Source organism: Mycobacterium sp. B14F4 (assembly GCF_039871645.1).
Taxonomy (GTDB): Bacteria; Actinomycetota; Actinomycetes; order Mycobacteriales; family Mycobacteriaceae; genus Mycobacterium.
In genome coordinates this window covers 477,932-500,186 of the sequence record NZ_JBDPMF010000002.1, presented here as the reverse complement: position 1 = coordinate 500,186, position 22,255 = coordinate 477,932, and the positions used below count along the sequence as shown (strand labels likewise).

23 protein-coding genes are annotated in these 22,255 nt (G+C 67.7%); 17 read left to right on the top strand and 6 right to left on the bottom strand.

All coding sequences use genetic code 11. From position 1 onward, the window contains the following. Positions 1 to 74 precede the first annotated feature (74 nt). Entirely contained in the window at positions 75 to 1,442 is a 1,368-nt protein-coding gene (locus ABGB19_RS07615) for a cytochrome P450 (protein WP_347685264.1), read from the top strand. Then, positions 1,439 to 2,284, top strand: coding sequence for an SDR family NAD(P)-dependent oxidoreductase (locus ABGB19_RS07610; RefSeq protein WP_347685263.1), 846 nt, complete (start codon positions 1,439 to 1,441; stop codon positions 2,282 to 2,284). The genes ABGB19_RS07615 and ABGB19_RS07610 overlap by 4 nt, the downstream gene beginning before the upstream one ends. On the opposite strand, the gene ABGB19_RS07605 is transcribed toward ABGB19_RS07610, so the two are convergent. Continuing rightward, positions 2,285 to 3,073: an MBL fold metallo-hydrolase gene (locus tag ABGB19_RS07605; protein WP_347685262.1), complete on the bottom strand. Its 789-nt coding sequence runs from the start codon at positions 3,071 to 3,073 to the stop codon at positions 2,285 to 2,287. A gap of 74 nt (positions 3,074 to 3,147) precedes the next feature. Then, on the bottom strand, positions 3,148 to 3,642 hold the full coding sequence (locus ABGB19_RS07600; RefSeq protein ID WP_347685261.1) for a DUF2834 domain-containing protein: 495 nt from the start codon (positions 3,640 to 3,642) through the stop codon (positions 3,148 to 3,150). A 90-nt stretch (positions 3,643 to 3,732) separates the two neighbouring features. Here ABGB19_RS07600 and ABGB19_RS07595 point away from each other — a divergent pair, with 90 nt between their 5' ends. Genes ABGB19_RS07595 through ABGB19_RS07585 form a run of 3 tightly spaced genes read left to right on the top strand, consistent with a single transcriptional unit; the run spans position 3,733 to position 7,002 of the window. Next, positions 3,733 to 4,335 (top strand): TetR/AcrR family transcriptional regulator, encoded by a 603-nt coding sequence (locus ABGB19_RS07595; protein WP_347685260.1) that lies wholly within the window; start codon positions 3,733 to 3,735, stop codon positions 4,333 to 4,335. A gap of 51 nt (positions 4,336 to 4,386) precedes the next feature. Then, positions 4,387 to 5,976, top strand: a complete 1,590-nt coding sequence (locus ABGB19_RS07590; protein ID WP_347685259.1) for an NAD(P)/FAD-dependent oxidoreductase — start codon at positions 4,387 to 4,389, stop codon at positions 5,974 to 5,976. A gap of 45 nt (positions 5,977 to 6,021) precedes the next feature. Next, the gene (locus ABGB19_RS07585) at positions 6,022 to 7,002 is read left to right on the top strand and encodes an NAD-dependent epimerase/dehydratase family protein (RefSeq protein WP_347685258.1); all 981 of its coding nucleotides are present in this window, start codon (positions 6,022 to 6,024) and stop codon (positions 7,000 to 7,002) included. A gap of 1 nt (position 7,003) precedes the next feature. Here ABGB19_RS07585 and ABGB19_RS07580 read toward each other — a convergent pair whose 3' ends face one another. From ABGB19_RS07580 to ABGB19_RS07570, 3 genes are all read right to left on the bottom strand, one after another. Continuing rightward, positions 7,004 to 7,189, bottom strand: coding sequence for a hypothetical protein (locus ABGB19_RS07580; protein ID WP_347685257.1), 186 nt, complete (start codon positions 7,187 to 7,189; stop codon positions 7,004 to 7,006). 29 nt (positions 7,190 to 7,218) lie between these two features. Next, complete coding sequence (locus tag ABGB19_RS07575) at positions 7,219 to 7,569, bottom strand: UBP-type zinc finger domain-containing protein (RefSeq protein WP_347685256.1); 351 nt, start codon at positions 7,567 to 7,569, stop codon at positions 7,219 to 7,221. A gap of 110 nt (positions 7,570 to 7,679) precedes the next feature. Then, positions 7,680 to 8,117, bottom strand: coding sequence for a nuclear transport factor 2 family protein (locus ABGB19_RS07570; protein ID WP_347685255.1), 438 nt, complete (start codon positions 8,115 to 8,117; stop codon positions 7,680 to 7,682). Positions 8,118 to 8,149: 32 nt separating this feature from the next. On the opposite strand from ABGB19_RS07570, the gene ABGB19_RS07565 reads away from it, so the two are divergent. The 7 genes from ABGB19_RS07565 (at position 8,150) to ABGB19_RS07535 (ending at position 14,225) form a co-directional block, all read left to right on the top strand. Then, positions 8,150 to 8,596, top strand: coding sequence for an SRPBCC family protein (locus ABGB19_RS07565; RefSeq protein ID WP_347685254.1), 447 nt, complete (start codon positions 8,150 to 8,152; stop codon positions 8,594 to 8,596). 35 nt (positions 8,597 to 8,631) lie between these two features. Next, the gene (locus ABGB19_RS07560; protein WP_347685253.1) at positions 8,632 to 9,072 is read left to right on the top strand and encodes an SRPBCC family protein; all 441 of its coding nucleotides are present in this window, start codon (positions 8,632 to 8,634) and stop codon (positions 9,070 to 9,072) included. Between the two features lie 59 nt (positions 9,073 to 9,131). Continuing rightward, complete coding sequence (locus tag ABGB19_RS07555; RefSeq protein WP_347685252.1) at positions 9,132 to 11,747, top strand: LuxR C-terminal-related transcriptional regulator; 2,616 nt, start codon at positions 9,132 to 9,134, stop codon at positions 11,745 to 11,747. 188 nt (positions 11,748 to 11,935) lie between these two features. Continuing rightward, positions 11,936 to 12,160, top strand: coding sequence for a hypothetical protein (locus ABGB19_RS07550; RefSeq protein ID WP_347685251.1), 225 nt, complete (start codon positions 11,936 to 11,938; stop codon positions 12,158 to 12,160). Next, entirely contained in the window at positions 12,157 to 12,519 is a 363-nt protein-coding gene (locus tag ABGB19_RS07545; protein WP_347685250.1) for an acyltransferase domain-containing protein, read from the top strand. The genes ABGB19_RS07550 and ABGB19_RS07545 overlap by 4 nt, the downstream gene beginning before the upstream one ends. Next, positions 12,485 to 13,036: an acyltransferase domain-containing protein gene (locus ABGB19_RS07540; protein ID WP_347685249.1), complete on the top strand. Its 552-nt coding sequence runs from the start codon at positions 12,485 to 12,487 to the stop codon at positions 13,034 to 13,036. Before ABGB19_RS07545 ends, ABGB19_RS07540 begins: the two co-directional genes overlap by 35 nt. Positions 13,037 to 13,217: 181 nt before the next feature. Next, positions 13,218 to 14,225 (top strand): hypothetical protein, encoded by a 1,008-nt coding sequence (locus ABGB19_RS07535; RefSeq protein WP_347685248.1) that lies wholly within the window; start codon positions 13,218 to 13,220, stop codon positions 14,223 to 14,225. A 49-nt stretch (positions 14,226 to 14,274) separates the two neighbouring features. Here the strand turns inward: ABGB19_RS07535 and ABGB19_RS07530 are convergent, their stop codons facing one another. Beyond that, entirely contained in the window at positions 14,275 to 17,448 is a 3,174-nt protein-coding gene (locus ABGB19_RS07530; RefSeq protein ID WP_347685247.1) for an AAA family ATPase, read from the bottom strand. A 134-nt stretch (positions 17,449 to 17,582) separates the two neighbouring features. Between ABGB19_RS07530 and ABGB19_RS07525 the strand changes: the two genes are divergently transcribed. From ABGB19_RS07525 to ABGB19_RS07505, 5 genes are all read left to right on the top strand, one after another. Next, a complete protein-coding gene (locus ABGB19_RS07525; protein ID WP_347685246.1) occupies positions 17,583 to 18,659 on the top strand; it encodes a CaiB/BaiF CoA-transferase family protein in 1,077 nt (358 codons plus the stop codon). Positions 18,660 to 18,714: 55 nt separating this feature from the next. Further along, a complete protein-coding gene (locus tag ABGB19_RS07520) occupies positions 18,715 to 19,158 on the top strand; it encodes an SRPBCC family protein (protein ID WP_347685245.1) in 444 nt (147 codons plus the stop codon). Between the two features lie 7 nt (positions 19,159 to 19,165). Next, positions 19,166 to 19,603: an SRPBCC family protein gene (locus ABGB19_RS07515; protein ID WP_347685244.1), complete on the top strand. Its 438-nt coding sequence runs from the start codon at positions 19,166 to 19,168 to the stop codon at positions 19,601 to 19,603. 98 nt (positions 19,604 to 19,701) lie between these two features. Next, entirely contained in the window at positions 19,702 to 20,625 is a 924-nt protein-coding gene (locus ABGB19_RS07510) for an ABC transporter ATP-binding protein (protein ID WP_347685243.1), read from the top strand. Further along, a complete protein-coding gene (locus ABGB19_RS07505) occupies positions 20,622 to 22,253 on the top strand; it encodes a polyketide antibiotic transporter (RefSeq protein WP_347685242.1) in 1,632 nt (543 codons plus the stop codon). The genes ABGB19_RS07510 and ABGB19_RS07505 overlap by 4 nt, the downstream gene beginning before the upstream one ends. The last annotated feature ends 2 nt before the right edge of the window (positions 22,254 to 22,255 follow it).

Below are 22,255 nucleotides of genomic sequence, written 5' to 3'. Positions count from 1 at the left end.
CCCTTGTCTTCACCGGTACCACGACGTACCGTGGGGCGGTACGTTGATGTACCAGTAAGCCTGGAGGGCAAGGGATGGCGGAACCGACGACCGACCCCGTGCGATTACCGCCGGGGCCGCGACTCCCGAAGGCAGCGGTCGGGCTCGCCTTCCTGGCCGCCCGGCACCGCACCCTGGTCGCGATCGGGCGCCGGTACGGCAGCGCGTTCACCGTCGACCTGCCGATGTTCGGCCGCGCCCTGGTGGTCAGCGACCGCAGCCTGGTCAAGGATCTGTTCACCACCAACAGCGACCTGGTGGCTCGCGCGTCCAACCTCGGCACGGTGCTCGGGCGGGGGTCGACGTTCAGCCTCGACGGCGCCGAGCATCGCGAACGCCGCAAGCTGCTGGTGCCGCCGTTCCACGGCAAGCGGATGGCCGGCTACGAGGCGATCGTCGAGGACGAGGTGCTGCGCGAGACGGCCGGCTGGCCCGAAGGGCGCGAGTTCGAGACGCTCGAGCCGATGATGCGCATCACGCTCAACGTCATCCTGCGCACGGTGTTCGGCGCACAGGGCACCGCGTTCGACGAACTGCGCGAACTCCTGCCGCCCATGGTGCCGTTGGCGTCGCGGATGGCGGTGCTGCCCAAGGCGATGCGTCGCGATCTCGGGCCGTGGAGCCCGTGGGGTCGCGTGCAGCGTTCGCGCAGACGCTACGACGAGATCATCGCCGGGCTGATCTCCGAGGCGCGTGCCGATCCGGGATTCGAGCAACGCGCCGACGTCCTGGCGCTGCTGCTGCAGGCGCGCTACGAAGACGGTTCACCGATCTCGGACGGCCACGTCGCCGACGAACTGCTCACCCTGCTCGCCGCGGGCCACGAGACGACCGCCACTACGCTGGCATGGGCCATCGAGCGGCTGCGCAGGCATCCCCGCCTGCTGTCGAGGCTGACCGCCGAGGTCGACGCCGGCGGCACCGAACTGACCCAGGCCACGATATGGGAGGTCCAGCGCACCCGCCCGGTGATCGAGGCGACCATCCGGGTCACACGGGCCCGTCTTCGGTTGGGGGAGTGGGTGGTTCCCGAAGGGCATACCGTCATCGCCAGCATCGGCATGTCCCACGAGTCACCTCAGCATTTCGCCGACCCCGCCACCTTCAACCCGGACCGATTCCTCGGCTCGACCCCGGACGCTCACACCTGGATCCCCTACGGAGGCGGCATCCGGCGCTGTATCGGCGCCGCCTTCGCGAACATGGAGATGACCGTGACACTGCGAACGCTGCTGCGCGAGTTCGAGTTCGGCACGACGCATGCCCCGGGCGAGCGCCGCCACTCCCGCGGTGTCGCCACCGCGCCGGCCCGCGGCGGCCGTGCCGTGGTGTACCGACGACCCACCACGGCAGGGCTTACCGACCTGACCACCGACCACGCCACCATCAAGGAGTCCGTATGAGCAAGCAACGCAGAACCATCAGCGGCCGCACCGCGGTCATCACCGGAGCCGCGTCCGGAATCGGACGCGCTCTGGCGCAACGACTTTCGGCGCACAGCTGCCCGGTGGCCATCGCCGACGTCGACGAGCAGGGCCTCAAGGAGACCGAGGCCTCGCTGGGCGGTCCGGCGCTGCTGCGGGTGCTCGACGTGCGCGACGCCGAAGCCCAGCGCGACTTCGCCGCCGAGGTCCGCGACTGGGCATCCCGTCCCATCGGCGCGGTGTTCAACAACGCGGGCGTCGCGGTGGCGTCCCGGGTACTCGACGCGGTACCCGAGGACGACCAGTGGCTGTGGGACATCAACTTCGGTGGGGTGGTCAACGGCACGCGGGCGTTCCTGCCGATCCTCGTCGAACAGGACGAAGGTGTCATCGTCAACACCTCGAGCGTCTTCGGCCTGGTGGGCATGCCTACCCAATCGGCCTACTGCTCGGCCAAATTCGCGGTGCGCGGATTCACCGACTCCCTGCGTCAGGAACTGCGCGGCACCGGGGTGTCGGCGGTCAACGTGCATCCCGGTGGCATCAACACCAACATCGTGCGCAACGCCCGCTACCGGCAGGATCCCGAGGGCCGGGGCCGCTCCCAGCAACAGATGGCACAGGAGTTCGCCGCCATCACGATGACCCAGCCGGACAAGGCCGCTGAGATCATCCATCGTGGGGTGGAGGCGGGCAAGGCCCGCATCCTGGTCGGGCCGGATGCCTACCTGTTTGACGCGCTCGGCCGGATTGCGCCGACGCGCTACTACGACGTGCTGGGCGGGCTGCAGTCGTTCCTGCGCAAGCGCGCCGCCAAATAGCTAGGCGGTTTCCCGCGCCAGGGCCAGCAGTCCGGGGTCGTGTGCGCACAGCAGCAGCAGGTCGGGTTCTGCCCGCCGGTACAACTCGGTGAGCCGAGAGTGGTTGTCGCGCATCTGCGTTCGGTTGAACGCCGCTATCGTCTCGAAGACGCCCAGTGCCCGGGGAATCCGCCCGGGACCGCCGATGGTGCTCGGGTGGTAGAAGGCGTCGCCGCAATGCAGCAGCCACCGGTGGCCGGCGTCGACGGCGACGCAGGCGTGGCCGCGGGTGTGGCCGGGCAGCGACAGCAGCACGATCCCGGGTGAGATGTCGGTGAGTTCCTCGGCCGCCGCGAACCCGCGCCACGTCTCACCGTCGGGGGTGTGTTCGACGATCTTGGGCCCATGCTCCCACTGCGCCGACCGGAACCGGAACCGCTCCGCCCGCGTGGGTGCGTTCATCGCACCCAGTGCTTCGGCTGCGGTGCAGTGGATTTCGGCGTCGGGAAAATCCGATATCCCGCCGATGTGGTCGATGTCGAAGTGGGTGAGGACGATGTGGCGGACGTCCTCACGCCGGAAGCCGAGCCGCTGTACCTGGCTGACGGCGGTCTCGTCGCGGTCGAAGTAGGGCCGGAAGAGGCGCCTGGTCGGCCCGGTCCGCCTGGCCCGCTCGTCGCAGTCCGCCAGACCGTATCCACTGTCGACGAGAACCAGGCCGCTGTCGGTCTCCACGAGCAGCACATGGCACACCAGCGGGGGGATGCCCAACGGATGCATGGAGCCGCAGTTCAGGTGGTGCACCCTCACCGGGGCACCCCGGTCGGTCGGCGCGTCCGGCGGGCCTCGGTCGTCACACCTTCACAATACGGCTGTATCGGCCGTCAGGCGGGCGACTCGAGCTGGGTCAGTGCCTGCTGGTGACGGTGCTGACGCTCGATGGTGGCCAGATAGAACGCCCACGCGAACGCCGAGCTGGCAAACAGGATGAACCCCAGGTACAGCCAGGCGTGCTTGATCCCGCGCCTGCGGCCGTCGACAAGCAGCCACGCCGGGAACAGCAGCAGGCTCATGATCGTGTAGTCCTGGCTGGCCGAACTGGCTGCGGGGTTGTCGTAGCCGAGCACGATGAACTCGGTCCAACTGCCGGGGCCCCAGATGAAGTTGTGCAGCCCGCCGGCCGGGGCGTACTCGGCGACGAACTGGTTGTTGAAGTAGTAGCCGAGGATCACCGACGCGATGCCGGCGACGTAGTAGAACAGCTCGAGCCCGGTGACGCGGGGGCCGGACGGATAGCGCGCGAAGATCGTCGGGTTCGTCTTGACAATGACGGCCAGCGTGGCGAACCCGAGGACGAGGTGGACGATCAGCGAGACCATAGCCGGAGTCTGGCCACCCGCCGAAGTTTTGTCAATATTGACATAACTTGACGTCGCCGTTCTGCGGCCTTTTCGGGGTACTTTCACCACATGCCCCGGCCCGCCCACACCGCCCGCAGCGAGCGCACGCGAGAAGCGTTGCGGCAGGCGGCGGTTGTCCGGTTCCTGGCCCAGGGCGTCGAGGAGACGTCGGCCGAGCAGATTGCCGCCGACGCCGGTGTCTCGCTGCGCACCTTCTATCGCCACTTCGAGTCCAAGCACGATCTGCTGTTCGCCGACTATGCGGGCCTGCAGTGGTTCAGGGCCGCACTGGCCGCCCGTGACCCCGACGAGCCGATAATCGAATCGGTGCACGCCGCGATCATGGCGCGCCCCTACGACGACTGGGCCGTCGCGCAGACCGCCGCCCTGCGCGCCCAGGAGATCGAACCGGGCCGCATCGCGCGGCACATGCGCCAGGTGGAGGCCGAACTCGCCGAGGCCATCGAGGAGCGCCTGACCGGCGACAGTCCCCCCGAACCCGGCACCGACGAGCGGATGCGGATCGCGGTCACGGCGCGGTGCATCGCGGCGGCGGTCTTCGGCGCGATGGAGGTGTGGATGCTCAGCCACCACGGCGAAGAGCGCGCGCTGCCGGAGTTGTCGCGGCTCACCCGGGAGGCGCTGGACACGCTGGCCAAGGGCATTGCTTAGGCAAGTTTCGTCATTATTGACAAAACTTGCGGCTCGTGTCAGCCTCAGCCCATGGCGGACTTCGACGCGATTGTCATCGGTGCCGGGCATAACGGGTTGACCGCGGCGGTGCTGCTGCAGAAGGCGGGACTGCGCACGCTGTGCCTGGACGCCAAGCTCTATGCCGGCGGGATGGCCTCCACCGTCGAGTTGTTCGACGGGTTCAAGTTCGAGATCGCCGGTTCGGTGCAGATTCCCACGTCGGCCGTGGTGAGCCGGGAACTCGGTCTGGACGAACTGCCCACCGTCGACCTCGACGTGATGTCGGTGTCGCTGCGCGGGGTGGGGGACGAACCGCTGATCTACTACACCGACCCCATGAAGCTGTTGACCCACCTCAACGAGGTGCACGGCGCGGAGGCCGTCAACGGCATGGCCGGGCTGATGGCCTGGTGTCAGGCGCCGACGCGGGCGCTGGGCCGGTTCGACGCGGGCCGGCCCCCGAAGTCACTCGACGAAATGTATGCCTGCGCGACAAGCGAATTCGAGCGGTCAACGATCACCGACCTGCTGTTCGGCTCGGTCACCGACGTGCTCGACCGCTATCTTCCGGACAAGGAGAAGAACGGCGCGCTGCGCGGGATGCTGTCGCTGCTGGCGTGCAACACCACCTATCGCGGGCCGGCCACGCCGGGCACGGCCGCGGCGCTGGCGTACGGCTTCGCCGTCCCGGACGAGAACGCGCTGCTGGTCAAGAAGCTGCGCGGCGGCATCGGGGCGTTGACGTCGCACCTGTGCGACGTGTTCGCCTCCGCCGGCGGCGACCTGCGGTTGCGCAGCAAGGTCGTCGAGGTCACCGTCGCCGACGGCCGGGTCACCGGCGTTCGTCTCGACGACGGCGCCGCGGTCACCGCGCCGGTGGTGGTGTCCGGCGTCGCACCCGATCTCACGATCAACGGCCTCGTCGACGCGGGCGCCGTGCCGTCGGAGGTGCGCGAGCGGTTCTCACGGGTCGACCACCGCGGCAGCTATTTGCAGATGCATTTCGCGCTGGACGGCATTCCCGAGTTCGCGGCGCCCTACGAGATGCTCAACGATCCCGCGATGCAGTCGAACATCGGGATCTTCAGCACGCCTGAGGAACTGCAGCTGCAGTGGGAGGACTGCCGGCGCGGCATCGTGCCCGCCGACCCGGCGATCGCGCTGCAGATCCCGTCGGTCAACGACCCGGGCCTGGCCCCGCCCGGGAAGCACGCGGCGTCTGCGTTCTCGCTGTGGTTCCCGCCCGCGGACGCGAGGAGCGGAGATGCCGGAGCGGAGGGCGAGCACGGATACGGCGAGATGAAGGTGGAGATGGGCCGCCGCGTGATCGAGAAGATCACCCGGCTGGCGCCGAACTTCGAAAGCCTGATCATGCGCCACACCACATTCACCCCCAGGCACATGGGCACGATGTTCGGGGCGCCGGGCGGCGACTACTGCCACGGCCTGATCCATCCCGATCAGATCGGGCCCAACCGCCCGGGGCCCAAAGGCTATGTCGATCAACCGATTCCGATCGACGGCCTCTACCTCGCGAGCGCGGGCTGCCATGGCGGACCCGGCATCACCTTCATCCCCGGATACAACGCTGCGCAGCAGGCCCTGGCCGACCTGTCCTGACGCCGCACTGTTTCCTAACCGGTCGCGGCGGGAATAGCGTCGTACATGGGACTCACGGTGGCCGTGACCGGCCCCACGGGCGAGATCGGCATGTCGGCAGTCGAGGCGCTTGAGGGCATCGCCGAGGTCGAGGGGATCGTCGGGATGGCGCGCCGGCCGTTCGATCCGGCCGCACACGGATGGTCCAAGACCCGGTACCTACAGGGTGACATCCTCGACCGCGCCGCGGTCGACGCCCTGGTGGCCGACGCCGACGTGGTGATCCACCTGGCGTTCATCATCATGGGCTCGCGCGAAGAGAGTGCGCGGGTCAATCTGCAGGGCACCCGCAACATCTTCGAGGCGACGGTGGCGGCGGCGCGCCCCCAGCGACTGGTCTACACATCGTCGGTGGCCGCCTACGGGTACCACTCCGACAACCCCGTGCCGATCACCGAGAGCGTGCCGCCGCGAGGCTCACCCGAGCACTACTACTCCGAGCAGAAGGCGGCATGCGAAGCGACGCTGGCCGAGATCACCGCCGCGACATCGTTGAAGGTGTACGTGCTGCGGCCCTGCATCGTCGCAGGCCCGAAAGCGCCCGCACTGGCCGACGCCATGCCCTGGAACCAGCTACCCGGCCCCGTCAAGCGGATCACCCAGGCCCTGCCGCTGCTCAAGCCGCCCTTCCCCGATCCGGGGACACCGCTGCAACTGGTCCACCACGACGATGTCGCCGCCGCGATCGCGCTGGCCGCAACGACATCGGCGCCACCGGGCGCCTACAACATCGCCGGCGACGGGGTGGTGTCGATGTCCGAGATGGCCAGAGCGCTGGGCGCGCGTCCCGTGCACGTGCCCAGGGTCGCGGCCACCGTCGCCTCGGAGGTCATCGCCCGACTGCCGTTCGTTCCCTCGGTGCTGGAGTGGCTGCACGTCGGCCGGACGTCGGTGGTGATGGACACGACGAAGGCCAGAACTCAGCTGGGTTGGCGACCGAAATACACCACTGCCGAGACGCTTTCGGCGTTGGCCGCAACGTACTGAGTCACTGGGTGTGATCGCCGGTGTCGGCGGGACCGCCCGGCGTCGCGCCGCCCTCGTCGGACCAGTCGACGCCCTCTTGGGCGCCCTCGGTGTGTCGGGCGGGGTCGCTCTGGACGTCGTCGTCGGCGTCGGACGGGCCGACGTCCGTCGCGGCGGTGTCGGGCTTGTCCCGCTTGTCGTGGCTCACCGGCTGTGGTTACCCGCCGCGTCGCGGTTCTAGTCTTTTCGCCGGCGCAACTGGGTCATCCAGTCCTTCGGCACCCTTCCGCGTGGGCCGGGAACGGTTTCGTCGGGCGGGCGGGACTCCGGCGCGGCGAGTTCGGGGCCGTCGTAGTAGGTATTGGTGTCGTAGTTCCAGAACCAGTCCTCGCCCGGCTCGAACGACCGGATGACAGGGTGGCCGGTGGCCCGCCAGTGCGCCGAGGCGTGCCGGGCCGGCGAGTCGTCGCAGCAGCCGATGTGTCCGCACGCCGCGCAGCGGCGAAGGTGCACCCACCAGCCGCCGTCGGCGTCACACTCGACGCATCCGGTGCCACTCGGCGGGACCGACGGATCGACAGCATCCATAGTCGAGGAGAGTACCGACGATTGCGGTGCGCGATCTCCTGTCGCCGATTGCTGCACCAGGGTCGCGTTCGCGTCGGAATCGCAGCCCTGACGCAGAAATCGGCGCGAGCTCAGCGCGCCATGGTCGAGTTCGGCGCGGCCCAGTCCGTCGAGACGAACCGGTGCCGGATCAACCACTCGTCACCGACGGGGACGAACACGTCGCGGTATCGGCCGTAGTGATCGAGGCCGATCTCGGTGACGACGGTGAAGTAGCAGGCGACCCGCGCTTGGTCCGGCGTCAGCTCGAGGAACCGGATGTTGGTCACGTTGTGGCGCACGATGCGCTTCGTCGAGGTCGCCGCCGCGGCGGGTGCGGCGACCGAACCGCCGAGGAACTCGACGATGGCCGTACGACCGCGCACCGGCTCGCGGTCGCGCAATTCGAGCGCGCCGTCCGCACAGAACGATTCGGCGAGTTCGTCGAGCCGCAGCGCGTCGCCCGACCAGTTGTACCGCGCGAGCGTGTCCCGGATGCGTTCGCGCGCGCAAAGCTCCCAAAGTTGCATGCCGTCAACCGTAAGCGGGCTAGGGTCACGCCATGGCTACCAGCGATTCCCGCGAGGTCGTGATCGAGGCGAGTCCGGAGGAGATTCTCGACGTCATCGCCGACGTCGAGTCCGCGCCGGAGTGGTCGTCGCAGCACCAGGGCGCCGAGGTGCTCGACAGGAACGCCGAAGGCAGGCCGGGAAAGGTGCGCATCAAGCTCAAGACCATGGGCATCTCCGACGAGCAGGTGGTGCAGTACACCTGGGCGGAGAACACGGCCAGCTGGACGCTGCTGGAGTCGAGCCAGCTCAAGACCCAGAACGCCTCGTACACGCTCACACCTCAAGGAGACAAGACAAAAGTGCGGTTCGAGATCACCGTCGACCCGGCCGTGCCGATCCCCGGCTTCGTCCTGAAGCGTGCGATGAAGGGCGGCCTGGAATCGGCCACCGACGGCCTGCGCAAGCAGGTGATGAAGGTCAAAAAGGGCGGCAGATAGTTTCGACGCGCACGCCGACGGCAATCTAGATCGGCATGGCTGTCACTGAAACCCGTGAAGTTGTCATCGAGGCGACGCCCGACGAGATCATGGACGTGCTTTTCGACGTCGAGTCGCTGACCGAGTGGTCGTCGGCCCACCAGAAGGTGGAGGTTCTCGAACGCGACGAGCAGGGCCGCCCGACGAAGTCGCGTCAGATCGTGAAGATCGTCGGGGTCAGCGACGAGCAGGTGCTGGACTACACCGTGCACGACGACGGCGTCGGGTGGACGCTGGTCAAGGCGAAACAGCAACGTGCACAACGGGGTCGTTACACATTGACCCCCGACGGTGAGCGCACCAAGGTGCACTTCGAACTGACCGTCGACCCGCTGGTGCCGCTGCCCGGTTTCCTGATCAAGAAGGGCGCCAAGGGGCTGATGGACACGGCCACCGACGGGCTTCGCAAGCGGGTGCTCACCGTCAAGAAGGGCTGAGCCCGGACCAAGTCGCTGGTTTTCCGCCGGTCGGCGTCTCCGCTGCTTAGGCTCTCGACGTGGGATCGTCGTGGCCGTTAATTGGCCGCACCGAGGAATTGCGAAGGATCGAAGCCGCCATCACGGCTCCGGAAGTCTCGGGTGTGCTGATCTTTGGCGCGGAGGGGGTCGGAAAAAGTCGCGTCGTCCGTGAGGCGTTGTCGGCTGCCGCATCGCGGGGATACGAAACTCGCTGGACGGCGGGAACGTCGTCAGCCCACGCGATACCACTGGGTGCGTTCACAGCTTGGGCGCCGTCTAATGTCACCGACACCTTGCAGTTGCTGCGAGGGGTGGTCCAAGCGCTGACCGTTTCATCGGCGCCGAACCCAGTTGTCGTGGGTGTCGATGACGTACACCTCCTCGATGAGCTCTCGACATTCGTCGTGCTTCAGATAGTTCAAAGCGGCGCGGCGAAGGTGGTCCTCGCCGCTCGGGACGGTGAGCCCGTGCCGGCCGGTCTCAGCGAGATCTGGACGGCCGGCCAGTTCGACCGGCTGGATCTTCCGCCTCTGTCGCTCGACGACACCGCCGCGTCCTTGTCGGCGGCACTGAGCGGCCCGGTGGACGTGGATGTCGCTCGACGACTGTGGTCACTGACTCGCGGCAACATGCTGTATCTCCGCAACATCGTCGAGCACGAGCTTGCAAGTGGCCGATTCACCGACGAAAACGGCTACTGGCGCTGGGTCGGGGAGCCGGTCATTCCACGCGGTCTCATCGAGCTCGTCGAATCGCGAACAGGATGTCTGCCCGCGCCGGTCGAGGACGTCATCGACGTGGTGGCCGTGGGAGAGCCCGTCGAACTCGACGTGCTGACTCGAATCACCGATGCGGCTGCAATCGAGGACGCAGAAACCCGTGGGCTCATCTCCCTGGAGCCGGCGGGCGGCGGCATCGAGGTTCGGGTGGCACATCCGCTCTACGGGGAAGTGCGCCGCCATCGCGCACCCCAGACCCGACTGCGACGGTTGCGTGGACTACTAGCCGGAGAGCTCGCCGAATCCAAGGACCACGACGACATCCGAGTGGTGGTGCGCCGCGCGACACTGAGTATCGAGTCGGACACCGCACCCGACCCCGAACTACTTGTCAGGGCGGCGTATGGCGCGGTGTGGCTGGGAGACTTGGCGCTAGCGGATCGGATCGCGCAAGCGGCAATCCGTTCGGGCGCGCAGCCAGAACCGGACTTCATTCGCGCGCATGCACTGTCGTGGCTGGGGCGCGGTGAGGAGGCGGAGGCGGTGCTCTGCGGTATCGACACCGAGCAGCTGGCAGACGAGGACCGTGCGAGGTTCGCGTTCCTGCGGTCAAGCAATCTGTTGTGGGCGCTCGGTGAGCCGCAGCGGGCCAAGGACGTCATCGACGAGGCGTCACAGAACACGCCTCGGGAGGCTCGCACCTACATCGACGCCTTCCTGGCGATCTACTGGTTCGCGATGGACCAGCCCGACAACGCGGTGAAATCCGCGAAAAACATTGCGATGGCGGACCTTCCCGTTGTCGGCGCCGAGGTGGCATGGGCGATGACCCAGATCGCGGCAGACGCGGGCCGCACCTCCGAGGCACTGGCCGATGCAGGTACGGGATACGAGGTCGCCAGTCGCACCCTCGACGCGCCCCACATGCGGTTCAACATCGCGGACGCGGAAGTGAGCGCGTTGCTGTTGGCGGGCCAGATTCCGGAGGCGCTCGGTGTGGCCGGACGGATCCGCGACCAGGCGGTCCATCTACCGGGCGCCGCTCAGTCACTCGGCGCCGCCGTGGCCGGTCGAGCCGCGCTCGGCGCCGGTGATCTGAACATCGCGTGCGAACTGCTGAGCCGTGCGGTCGAACGATTGTCGGTATCGCACCCCGACGGCTGGGGCTACCGATACCGGATCGCCCATGCGACGGCGCTGGCCATGGGCGGAGCCCATCGAGAGGCCGCTGCCGAACTGGCTGCGCTGGATCAGGTGCAACGCCGGTTCCGCTCCCTGGACCACGAACAGAGCCTGGCCCGGGCCTGGGTGTCGGCGGGCCAGGGCGCTATCGGCGAGGGGATAGCCGTTCTGCGGTCCGCTGTCGAAAACGCCAGAGAAGCAGGGCGATTCGCGGCAGAAGTCTTCTGCTTGCAGACGGCCACCCAATTCGGTGACCCCACCGGCGCAGCGCGTTTGCGGGAGCTTGAATCCCTCGTTGAGGGACCACGAGTCGGCTTCGCCGCGCGATTCGCCGAGGCCATGCGCGACGCTGACGCAGCCGCGTTGGTCTCGGTGGCCGAGGACTTCGAGCGCTTAGGTGATGTCGTCGCAGCCATTGACGCTGCGGCCCATGCCGCCCTGGCGTATCGCCGGGTGGACAAGAGAGGGTCAGCCTTGGCGTGCTCGGCTCGTGCTGAACGCCTCGCGGCCCGATCGGGCGCCTACACGCCGGCGCTTCGTCGAGCCAGCGATCCCTTGCCGCTGACCGAGCGCGAAGAAGAGATCGTGATGCTGCTCAGTGAGGGGCTGTCCAACCGCGCTGTCGCCGAGCGGCTCACATTGTCTGTGCGCACCGTCGAGAGCCATATCTACCGCGCCATGTCGAAGACGGGGACCACGAGCCGGGACGAACTCGCCGCATTGATGCCTCGACAAGGAGCATCTAAGTACTAGGCCGGCTGGGCCCGGCAGGCTGCAGTGGCGGCCTACTGCGTCCACCGCACGGCCGGCGACTGACGATTGATCGGACACCGCGTCGATTCAGGGGGTACGAAGTGTCCGATCTCATCACACCGCGAGCCGATCCACTGCCTATCACCACGAAGCCAGAGAGAGTCACCGAGAATCGCAGTCAGCCACACGTGCTCATCACCGAGCAGCAAGTGGTCTTCGGCACTGCAGCCGCTGCGTCATTGCCGCGTGTCGAGAAGACTCATGGCGTCTTCGCCGCCGTGCGAGCATTGCTGTGGGCTTCGTCAGAGCGCACCAGACCGACCGAGGGTCTCGTGGCGCCCCGCCACTACCCGCGCCGGCGCGAGGCGTTCATCGAGGACGCCGCAATGGCGCGAGAGATGTTCAGGCTTTGACACCCACTGGCGGAATCGTCTTCGTCTTCCCCGGCACCGGATCGCACTGGACGGAGATGGGGGTCGGTCGCCTCGCCACAGCACCGGCGTTCGCGCATCAAATGCGCCTCTGCGACGACTCTTTCGCTGAGTTCGTCGACTGGTCCGTGCTCGAGGCCGTGCGGGGCGACGTCGAGCCCGAAGCGCTGCACCGAGTCGATGTGGCGCAGCCGGTGCAGTTCGCGGTGATGATGTCGCTGGCCGCGCAGTGGCGAGCTCGGGGCGTGCATCCGGACGCCGTCCTGGGCCACTCGCACGGCGAGGTCGCCACAGCCTATGTCGCGGGTGCCTGTCGTTGCGAGACGCCGCAAGGGTCGTGACAGTGCGCAGCAAGGCGATCGGTCAGATCGCCGGAACCGGTGGCATGGTTTCGATCCCTCGGTCGGTGGAACGGGTCAGTTCAACGGGCCGTCGTCCACCGCGGTTTCCGGCGAGACGGCTGCGCTGGGCAAACTGATGGACGGGCTCGAGCGAGAGGCCGTGCCTGCCGAGCGGATCCCCGTCGACTTCGCGTTGCATACCGCCGATGTAGAGGCGGTTCGGGAGACGGTGCGCGCATCGCTTCGTAGCCTGCAGCCACGAACCGGCGAGATCGCGGTCATTTCTTCGGTCACCGGCGCCGAGCTGGATGGGTCGATTCTCGACGGCGAATACTGGTATGCCAATCTGCGCCAAAAGGTGTTGTTCGAACAGGCCGTTCGGTGGGCCCATGTGCGCGGTTATCACGCGTTCATCGAGTGCACTCCACATCCGGTGCTGGCGTCGTGCATTCAGGAGTCACGGCATGTCGAACCGGCTCAGCGGTGCCGTGTCCCAGCTCGTACGGGATTGCAGTAGTGGGCTACTGCACCCGTCGCGACGTGACCGGCTGACGATTGATCGCACACCCGCCAAGCGCGAGGCCGCCACCTTGGAAGGCACTGACATGAGTAGAGCAAGCGCATCGGTAATCTCTGAGCGTCGCGCAATGAGGTTGTCATTCCGGTCCGTTCGTTCCCGCGTCCCGACTGGCGGCGCCGTGGCCTCGGCCGGCATTCTCGCGTTGAGCCTGGTGGTAGCGCCGTCCGAGGTGGACGACGCGATCAGACCTGAAGTCCACCCGGTGCAGCTCGCATACTTTGCGCTGCCTTTCGCCGCCCCGCCGGGATCTCTTCTCGAGCAAGTGCTTCTCAAGGTTCAAGCCCCAGTGCCGTTCACGGGAGGCGGCGATGTCGGCGCGGCGGAGATCTCCGCGGCGACTGTCACCGCTCCGCCCACGATCGACCCGGCGGTCGACACGCATGGGGCGGGTGCCGCAACTCTTGCGGCGACCGCCACTCCCCTCGAGTTCGGTCTGAGCACGATCCTGCCGCCGCTGTTGTCCCTTCCCGTCATCGGTCCCATCATCGGCATTGCGCTCTTGTTCGGTCCGTTGATCGCGCTCGTCATACTCGCATGTCCGCCATGCGCGCTCTTCAACTTCCTGAGCTACATCCCGAGTTACTTCGGCATCTATCTGCCGGTGCCGGCGCTACCCCTCGCAGCAGCCGCCGCGGTCGAGGAAGCACCTACGCTGACGAGCGAACCGCCGTCGAGCGAGCCCGCGACTGCCGCTCTGCCCGCCTCGGCAGCAGCACCGGAAGCCACACCGCCCGCGGATACCGAGACGGCGGATGTTTCGGCGAAGCTGCCATCGGATGAAACCGCGCGGGTGACACCGACCGAATCCACAGAGGCCGAGCGAGTCCCGGCGGACGTGGCACCGCAGACCGACGAAGAGTCGACGCGGCCGACGGCAGCGGGTGCTCCCGAGCCTTCGGCGAAACCGACCGGACAGCCCACGACGCCTCGGCGTATCCTGCACGGTTCGGCCGGTGAGGACCAGCAGTCGCGTCCCTGCGACGGTGTCCGCTCGACTGCGCAAAACGCTGCCACCGGTTCCAAGAAGCCCGAATCACCCTCAGCCACAGCGTCGTCAGGGGCACTGAGAGGTAACAGAGGCGCCGGCAGCGACACATCCGGTGGCGACGCCGAAGGTTCTGAATGAGTTGACTCGGTTGAGCGCCGGCCTGCAGAGGGGGCAGGTCGGCGCTGAATCATGTCGGCATCGCCTTCGCCCAAGCGATGTGCCCTTCGAAGCCAAGCGATTCTGCCACCGTGCGATAACGGGCCAACAGATCCGAGTAGCGGGCACTGTCCCCGCGAGTCCGCGCGAGCAGCGCGCGCAGTCGCAGTAACGTGATGTCCAGAACCGCCGAAGACTGGCCGCCGCATAGGGCTGTCAATCGGTCGATGCCCTGCTGAGCTTCGGCGAGGTCGCGCTCGGCGCCGCGTTTGAGCAGCGTCTCCACCAGAACGCCGATCCCGCAAAAGGTCCACCCGATCCGGCCTGCGGCGTGCGTCTCATCGACGGCTTGGCGCATCACCGGGATCGCCGCATCGATATCGCTGCTCTTCGCCCTCTCCCGGGCAGCCCACACCTCCGCGACCGGCACCAGCGAGGGGGCTCTGTCGGGCAGCCACATGTCGCGGGCCTTCACCAACAACTCCAGCCCACGGCGACCGTCATCTGCGGAGTCGCGGTATACCAGCGCGATACCCAGCGCGAACTGCGCGCCCGTCACTGCGAAATCTGCGCTGGCACGCTGAGCGGTTAGCACCGCCTCATCGAGCGCCCGCAGCAGGGCATCGTCGGCCCGAAGGACGCCGTGGACAACCGGCACACAGGTCCAGGAAACGACGAGGGCAAGGGTTGTGGCGTCGCTTGTTCGGGCGATCGCGATTGCGTCGCGCAAGTCTTGCCGCCATCCGGGACGACCCAGCCAAGCCCGAGCTACGCCGCGGAACGTCAGCGCGACTGCCAGCGGTGATCCGATACCGAACCCGCCACCCTTGTCCGGGTTGTCGTCCGCGAGGTCGACGACTGTCTGCGTCCACCGCAGGATCTCACCGAATTCCCCTGTATTGAACCAGTTGGCGAACGCTAAGAATGCCAATCCCGTTGTCAAGTTCGGATCGCCGATGGACTCGAGCAGCGCCATCTGTTCGGATGCGAGGCGCGAGCCCTCGCCGGCGCGTCCCGTGTAGAGGAGCTCACTTGCCAGCCCGGTCATACCGACGGCCAGCGAGACCTTGTCGCCGGCCGCGTTACACAACTCGCGCAACTCCGCAAAACGGCCCCAGCCCTTCTGGACTGGCTTGGTCAGCCAGTCAGTGGCGCACAGCATGGTTCGCGGGGCGATGCGCATCGACAGCTGATCGGGGTCGTCCTCGGACAAGAGGTCGGCTATGCGGCTTGCGCGCTCCCAGCTGAGGCGGGCGGCGCCGAGGTCACGGTTGCGCGACCAGGTGCTGGCGCGCATCTGCCAGCCATACGCTGCATGCAGTTCGTTCGCGGACTCGAGATGTTCGGCGATCAGCGCCGCGTTCTCTTCCACCGACTCCGGCGCGCGCTCTTGGATCGCAGCGGCCAAGCGCAGATGCCACTGAGCGCGATCTGACCTGAGTTGCGATTCGTAAGCCACGGCTCGGATCAAGGCGTGGCGAAAGGCGTATTCGGCGTGCGGGGTGAACCGCACCTGATCGATCAGCTCCGCGCTGAGTAGCTCATCGACCACCGCATCTATCTTCAGCGCGGCGAGCAGGTCGGCCTCGAAGCGGACCCCGATCACCGATGCCGCGTTCAACGTCTGCTTGGCCGGGGCGCCCAGCCGGTCGATGCGCGCCTCGATGGCCGCCTGAACCGTCGCCGGCACGCTGAGCTCTGCCACATCGGTCCTGCAGACGTAGTCGCCGTGCTCGCCGGTGAGAACGCCGCGCTGCACGAGTTCGCGCACCATCTCTTCGCCGAAGAATGGGTTCCCGTCGGCTCGGTCGGCGATTATCGTCGCCAGCGCAGCGACCGAGGGGTCCGACCCCAGTAGCTCGTCTATGAGCGTCGCGGTATCCGAATCGCCTAATGCTGCAAGATCTATCGTCTGAGAGCCATGCACCCGGGTGAGCGCGCCGTCGTATTCTGGGCGGCAGGTGATCAACACCATCGACGGCGTACGCGGAATGACGGAGAGCAGGTCGGCCAGCATCGACTCGCTCGACGGATCAATCCAGTGCGCATCCTCGACGATGTACAGCGATGGCCTGGTCCGTGCCAGCATCATCGTGTTGATCAGTGCAGTCAATCGCCGGCGCCGTGCATCGGGGTCGATCTGGGGCAGCGGCACGTCGAGGTCGGCGATGCCGAGCAAGTCATGGAGTAGCAGCAGATCCTGTGCATCCGCAATGGCAGGAACACCGGTTCGCAGCCGCGCACGGGCGGTCTCGCCGTCAACGCCGGCCACGCCGCTGGCCGCTCGCAGCAGTCGCGTCACCGCATGGAACGGAATATCGCGGGCATGCGACTCGCAGAAGGCCCAGAAAACCTCGACTCCGCGACCGGCGGCGAGCGCCGCGATCTCGCGCGCGACGCGACTCTTGCCGATGCCGGCTGTCCCCAGCACATTGACAACACCGCCGCGGCCACCGACTGCGCGGTCCAAGAGAGCTTCGAGGGCCGCCATCTCCCAACGCCTTCCGACCAAGCGCGCATCAGCGTGCCCGACGACGTCTCGCGCGCCTATCGCCAGCAGTCGATGCGCGCGAACCGGTTCGTCCTTCCCTTTGATCCGCACCCACTCGGGTTCAGCCAGCATCGCCGCCTGCTCGACGAGGTGGGCAGTCGCCTCCGACAACATCACCCCGCCCGGTGGCGCCGCCGATTCCATCCGCTGCGCAAGTCCGACGTGCTCGCCGGTCGCGGCGTATCCCAGGGACCCCGAACCGAGCTCACCTGCGATCACCCGACCCGAATCGAGGCCAACCCGCAATTTCAGGGCCACACCGTCGAGGCGTCGCATCTCGGCGGCCAACCGGTCGGCCTCCTCCTGGATGGCCAGCGCCGCCAGGCACCCTCGATAGGCATGATCCTCCAGGGCAACCGGAGCGCCGAACAGTGCCATCACGCCGTCACCGTTGGGTTCGGCGGTCCCACCGTACCGACGCACCACGGCCGCCGACCGCTCCACTACCTCGGTCATGATCTCGCGCAACCGCTCCATGTCCACTGCGGCCGCGATGTCCATCGAGCGCACGACGTCGGCGAAGAGCACGGTCACCTGCTTGTACTGGGCGGTGTCGACGAGAGCCGCAGCCGGGATGCCGCACTCGTCGCAGAACTTGGCGTTCGCCCGCAGGCGAGTCCCGCACGACCCGCAGGTCACCACATCCACTGTCATCTCAGCATCACCGCTCGGGGGCATCGGGGCCGCCCCTTAGGCGAAGGATATGGCGGGCAACAGCGAACACGGGGCGATATTGACGCCGTCGACAGGCGAGGTTCGCCCGGCGCGCGCCAGTACTCTCACGACGCATGAGCGGACCACTGGCGGGCGTGCGGGTCATCGAACTCGGCGGCATCGGCCCCGGACCGCATGCGGCGATGGTGCTCGCCGACCTCGGCGCGGACGTGGTGCGGGTGCGCAGGCCCGGCGGACTGCAGATGCCCGCCGAGAACGTCGACCTGCTGCACCGCGGCAAGCGGGTCGTCGACCTCGACGTGAAGAAGGACCCGCAGGCGCTGCTCGCCCTCGTCGCCAGGGCCGACGTGCTGATCGACGCGTTCCGGCCGGGCACCTGCGAACGTCTCGGCATCGGCCCGGACGACTGCGCGGCACGCAACCCACGGTTGATCTTCGCCAGGATCACCGGCTGGGGCCAGGACGGCCCGATGGCGCACACCGCCGGCCACGACATCAACTACCTGTCGCAGACCGGGGCACTGTCGGCGATCGGCTACCGGGACCGGCCGCCCGTCGCGCCGCTCAACCTGGTCGCCGACTTCGGGGGCGGGTCGATGTTCGTGCTGCTCGGCATCGTCGCCGCACTCTACGAGCGGGAGCGCTCCGGTCAGGGCCAGGTCATCGACGCGGCCATGGTCGACGGGGTGTCGGTGCTCGCGCAGATGGCGTGGACCATGAAGGCGACGGGCACCCTGCGCGACGAGCGCGAGTCGTTTCTGCTCGACGGCGGCGCGCCGTTCTACCGCACCTACGAGACCGCCGACGGCAAGTTCATGGCCGTCGGCGCCATCGAACCGCAGTTCTTCGCCCCTCTGCTGGCCGGGCTCGGTCTCACGGCCGAGGATGTGCCGAACCAACTGGACAAAGCGGCGTTCCCAAAAATGCACAGGCTGTTTGCGCAGCGGTTTGCGAGCAAGACCCGGGACGAGTGGACTGCGGTGTTCGCCGGTACCGACGCCTGTGTCACACCGGTGCTCACTTGGACCGAGGCCGCGCAGAACGAGCATTTACGTGCACGATCAACTCTGTTGCAAGCCAACGGCGTCGATCAGGCTGCACCCGCGCCGCGGTTCTCACGTACACCCGCAGCACCGGTGGGTCCGCCCCCGCAGGCCGTCACCACCCTCGGTGATATTGACTGGGATTGATAATTAGCTGAATAACCCTATGCATGAGGGCTTTGGCTTAGCTACGATTTGCCCCATGGCCGTGCAGGCATCGCGGGAAGTGGTTTTCGAGGCGCCGAAGGACGCGATCATGGCTGCCCTCGCCGATATCGAGGCGGTGCCGTCGTGGTCGCCACTGCACAAGTCCACCGAGGTGCTCGACCGGCATCCCGACGGCCGGCCGCACCACGTCAAGGCCACGTTCAAGATCATGGGCATCACCGACAAGGAACTCCTCGAGTACCACTGGGGTGACAACTGGATGGTCTGGGATGCCGAGGCGACCCTGCAGCAGCGCGGTCAGCATGTGGAGTACAACCTCACCCCGGTGGGTGAGGACCGCACCCGGGTACGCTTCGACATCGTCCTCGACCTGGCCGCGCCCATCCCCGAGTTCATCATCCGCCGTGCCAAGAAGATGGTGCTCGACATCGCGACCGAGAGCCTGCGCAGACAGGTGATGGCGGTCGGTACGACCTAGGAGCGCCGTGGCCGTCCGAACATCGCGAGAGATCGTGATCGAGGCGCCGCCGGACGCGATCATGGACGCGCTGGCAGACGTCGGTTCCCTGCCGACCTACCACCCCGCCTACCGGCGCGCCGAGGTGCTCGACACCTACGCCGACGGTCGCCCGCACCATGTTCGCATCGCGGTCAAGGTGCTCGGCCGGCTCGACGAGGAGGTGCTCGAATACCGTTGGGGCCCGGACTGGTTGGTGTGGGATGCGGAGCGGACCTCTCAGCAGTACGCTCAGCACGTCGAGTACCGGCTGCGGCCCGACCACACCGGCACCTCCACCGTCGTGCGGGTCGACATCACCGTCGAACCCGACTCCTTCTATCCGGACTTCCTCATCAAAAGGGCGGGTAAGTCGGTGATCGACGCCGCCACTGAGGGATTGCGGCGACGGGTGCTGGGCGAGTAATCCTCTGGTGCCGGACGGGGGGGAGGAGTACATTCTGACCGCAGGTGAGCCGGGAAGTCTGGTCGGCGGTCAATGGTCCGACTCGTGAAAGGCTCACCGTGCTACCTGATTCAAACGCGCCTGCGCGCGCTCCTCTCGTCACCGCCATCCAGACCGATGGCCTGACCAAACGTTTCGGGTCCCTGGTCGCCGTCGATGACCTGCAACTCACGGTTACCGCGGGGGAGGTCTTCGGCTTCCTGGGCCCCAACGGCGCAGGAAAATCCACGACGATCCGGCTGATCCTCGGACTCATCCGGCCGACGTCCGGTCGAGCCGCGATCTTCGGCTGCGATGCAAGCGATGTGCGGCGCGCACACCGCATGGTGGCCTACGTACCGGCCGACGTCGCGCTGTGGCCGAACCTGACCGGGGCCGAGACGTTGGAGTTGCTCGGCAACATCGGACCGGGTGTCGACTCGGCCTACCGCACGGATTTGGTGGGCCGGTTCGATCTCGACCTCGACCGGCCGGGCAAGACCTACTCGACGGGCAATCGGCAGAAGGTCGCGCTCGTTGCCGCGTTCTCCACCCGGGCACCCCTGCTGGTGCTCGACGAACCGACCATCGGTCTTGACCCGTTGATGGAGCGGGAGTTTCGCCGCTGTGTCGATGAAGCACGCGATCGCGGCCAGACGATCTTCCTGAGTTCGCACCAGTTGGCCGAGGTGGAGGCCGTCTGCGACCGCGTCGCTATCCTGCGCGCCGGACGGCTGGTCGAGATCGACACCATCGCCGACCTGCGCCGGCTGCGGCGCACCGTGGTGGAGGTGAGCTACCGGGGGCCCGAGCCACCGCTGGATGCGGTCGAAGGCGTGTCGGATATGGTTCGTCTGCCGGGAGACCGGTTGCGCTTCAGCCTGTCCGGCGCTCCCGCCGAGGCGCTGGGAGCACTCGCCGCGACCGAGGTCATAGCCCTGGCGATGCGGGAACCGACCCTCGAGGAGATCTTCCTCGATTACTACGGGGAGCCGGTGCGATGACCGCCGCCACGCTGACGGCCGCGCCGGCTGCGGGTAAACTGCCGCCGGCAGGCAGTGCGGTCGGCCGATTGGCCGTCCGGCAGTTGCGCCGGGGCGCGCTGATCGTCACCGTGATCTGTGCGGGAATGTCGGCACTTGTTGCCGCGCAGTATCAGTCGGCCTTCCAGGGCGAGATGAGCGAACGCGCCGTGCAGGCCCTCGCGAGCAATCCGGCCATCCGGGTGCTGTTCGGTCCGGCGGTGGCACTCGACGATCCCGGCGGCTTCACCGTATGGCGCACCGGGACACCGCTGATGATCCTCGCCGGCGTCTGGTTGATGCTCGGCGCGATCCGCATCACCCGCGGGGAGGAGGACGCCGGCCGATGGGATTTCCTGCTGGCCGGCCGGTTACGGACAGTCGACGCCGTGTTGCGCTGCCTGGCCGCGGTCGTCGGCGCAGCCGTGATGATCGGTCTGGCGACGGGTGCGGCGCTGGTCGCCGCCGGCACGGAGCCGACCGGCGCGGCCGTCTATGCGATCGGCGTGCTGGGAGTCACCGCAACGTTCGGCGCAGTGGGTCTGGCTGCGGCACAACTGATGCCGAGCAGACCCTCGGCGGTCGGGGCAGCTGTCGGCGTGCTCGGCGTGGCGGTGCTGCTGCGGATGGTGGCCGACGGCATCGATGCGCTGTCATTCGCGGCATGGCTGACGCCGTTCGGCTTGATCTCGCGTGCGGCGCCGTACGCGGACAACAGGGTGCTGCCTCTGATGGTGCTGGCGCTGCTCGCCGCGGCGGCCGGTGCGGTGGCAGTGGCGGGTGCGCGCGGTCGCGATGTGGGCGGCGGCTGGATCGCGATCCGCAGCCGTCGCGCCCCGCGGACACACCTGCTCGGGTCCGTCGGTGGCTTCGCGGTCCGCCGCGCCATCCGGCCGACCCTCGGCTGGATCGTCGGGATCGGCGCCTACTTCGTCGTCGTCGGTGCGATGATCGCCTCGGTCCTGGATTTCTTCGCCCAGAACCCACGTTTCGCGGAACTGGCCGCCGCCGCGGGAGTCGGCGGGCTGGACACCGCGACGGGCTTCGCCGCCGCACTGTTCGGCCTGTTGGCCATTCCCGCCGGGCTCTATGCCGCGACGCGGTTGGCGGCCATGGTGGCCGACGAACGGGATGGGCGCTCGACACTGGTTCTCGCCGCACCGGTGTCCCGGACCCGGTTGCTGGGCGTGGAGATCGCCGTGGCGGTCGCCGGTGTGCTGACACTGCACGCCGTCGCAGCGGTGGCGATGTGGGTGGGCACCGTCTTCACCGGTGCGCCATTGCGATTCGCCGATGCTCTCGCTGGTGCACTGAACACGGCACCCGTCTCCGGACTGGCCCTCGGCGCCGCAGCGCTCGCGGTCGGATGGACGCCCGGCGCGGTGACGGCCGTGGGGGCGGTGCCGGTCGTCGGCGGATTCCTGCTGAACGTCGTCGCCGACAGTGTGGGCGCGCCGGACTGGGTGTCGAATGCGTCGCCGTTCGTCCACGTGGCGGCCACCCCTGCGGCAGCGCCGAATTGGACCGCAACGGCGGTGTTCGTGGCCGTCGCCGCGGCGCTGTCGGCCGTGGGCATCGGCGGCTACCGCCGACGCGACACGAGTGGGTGAGG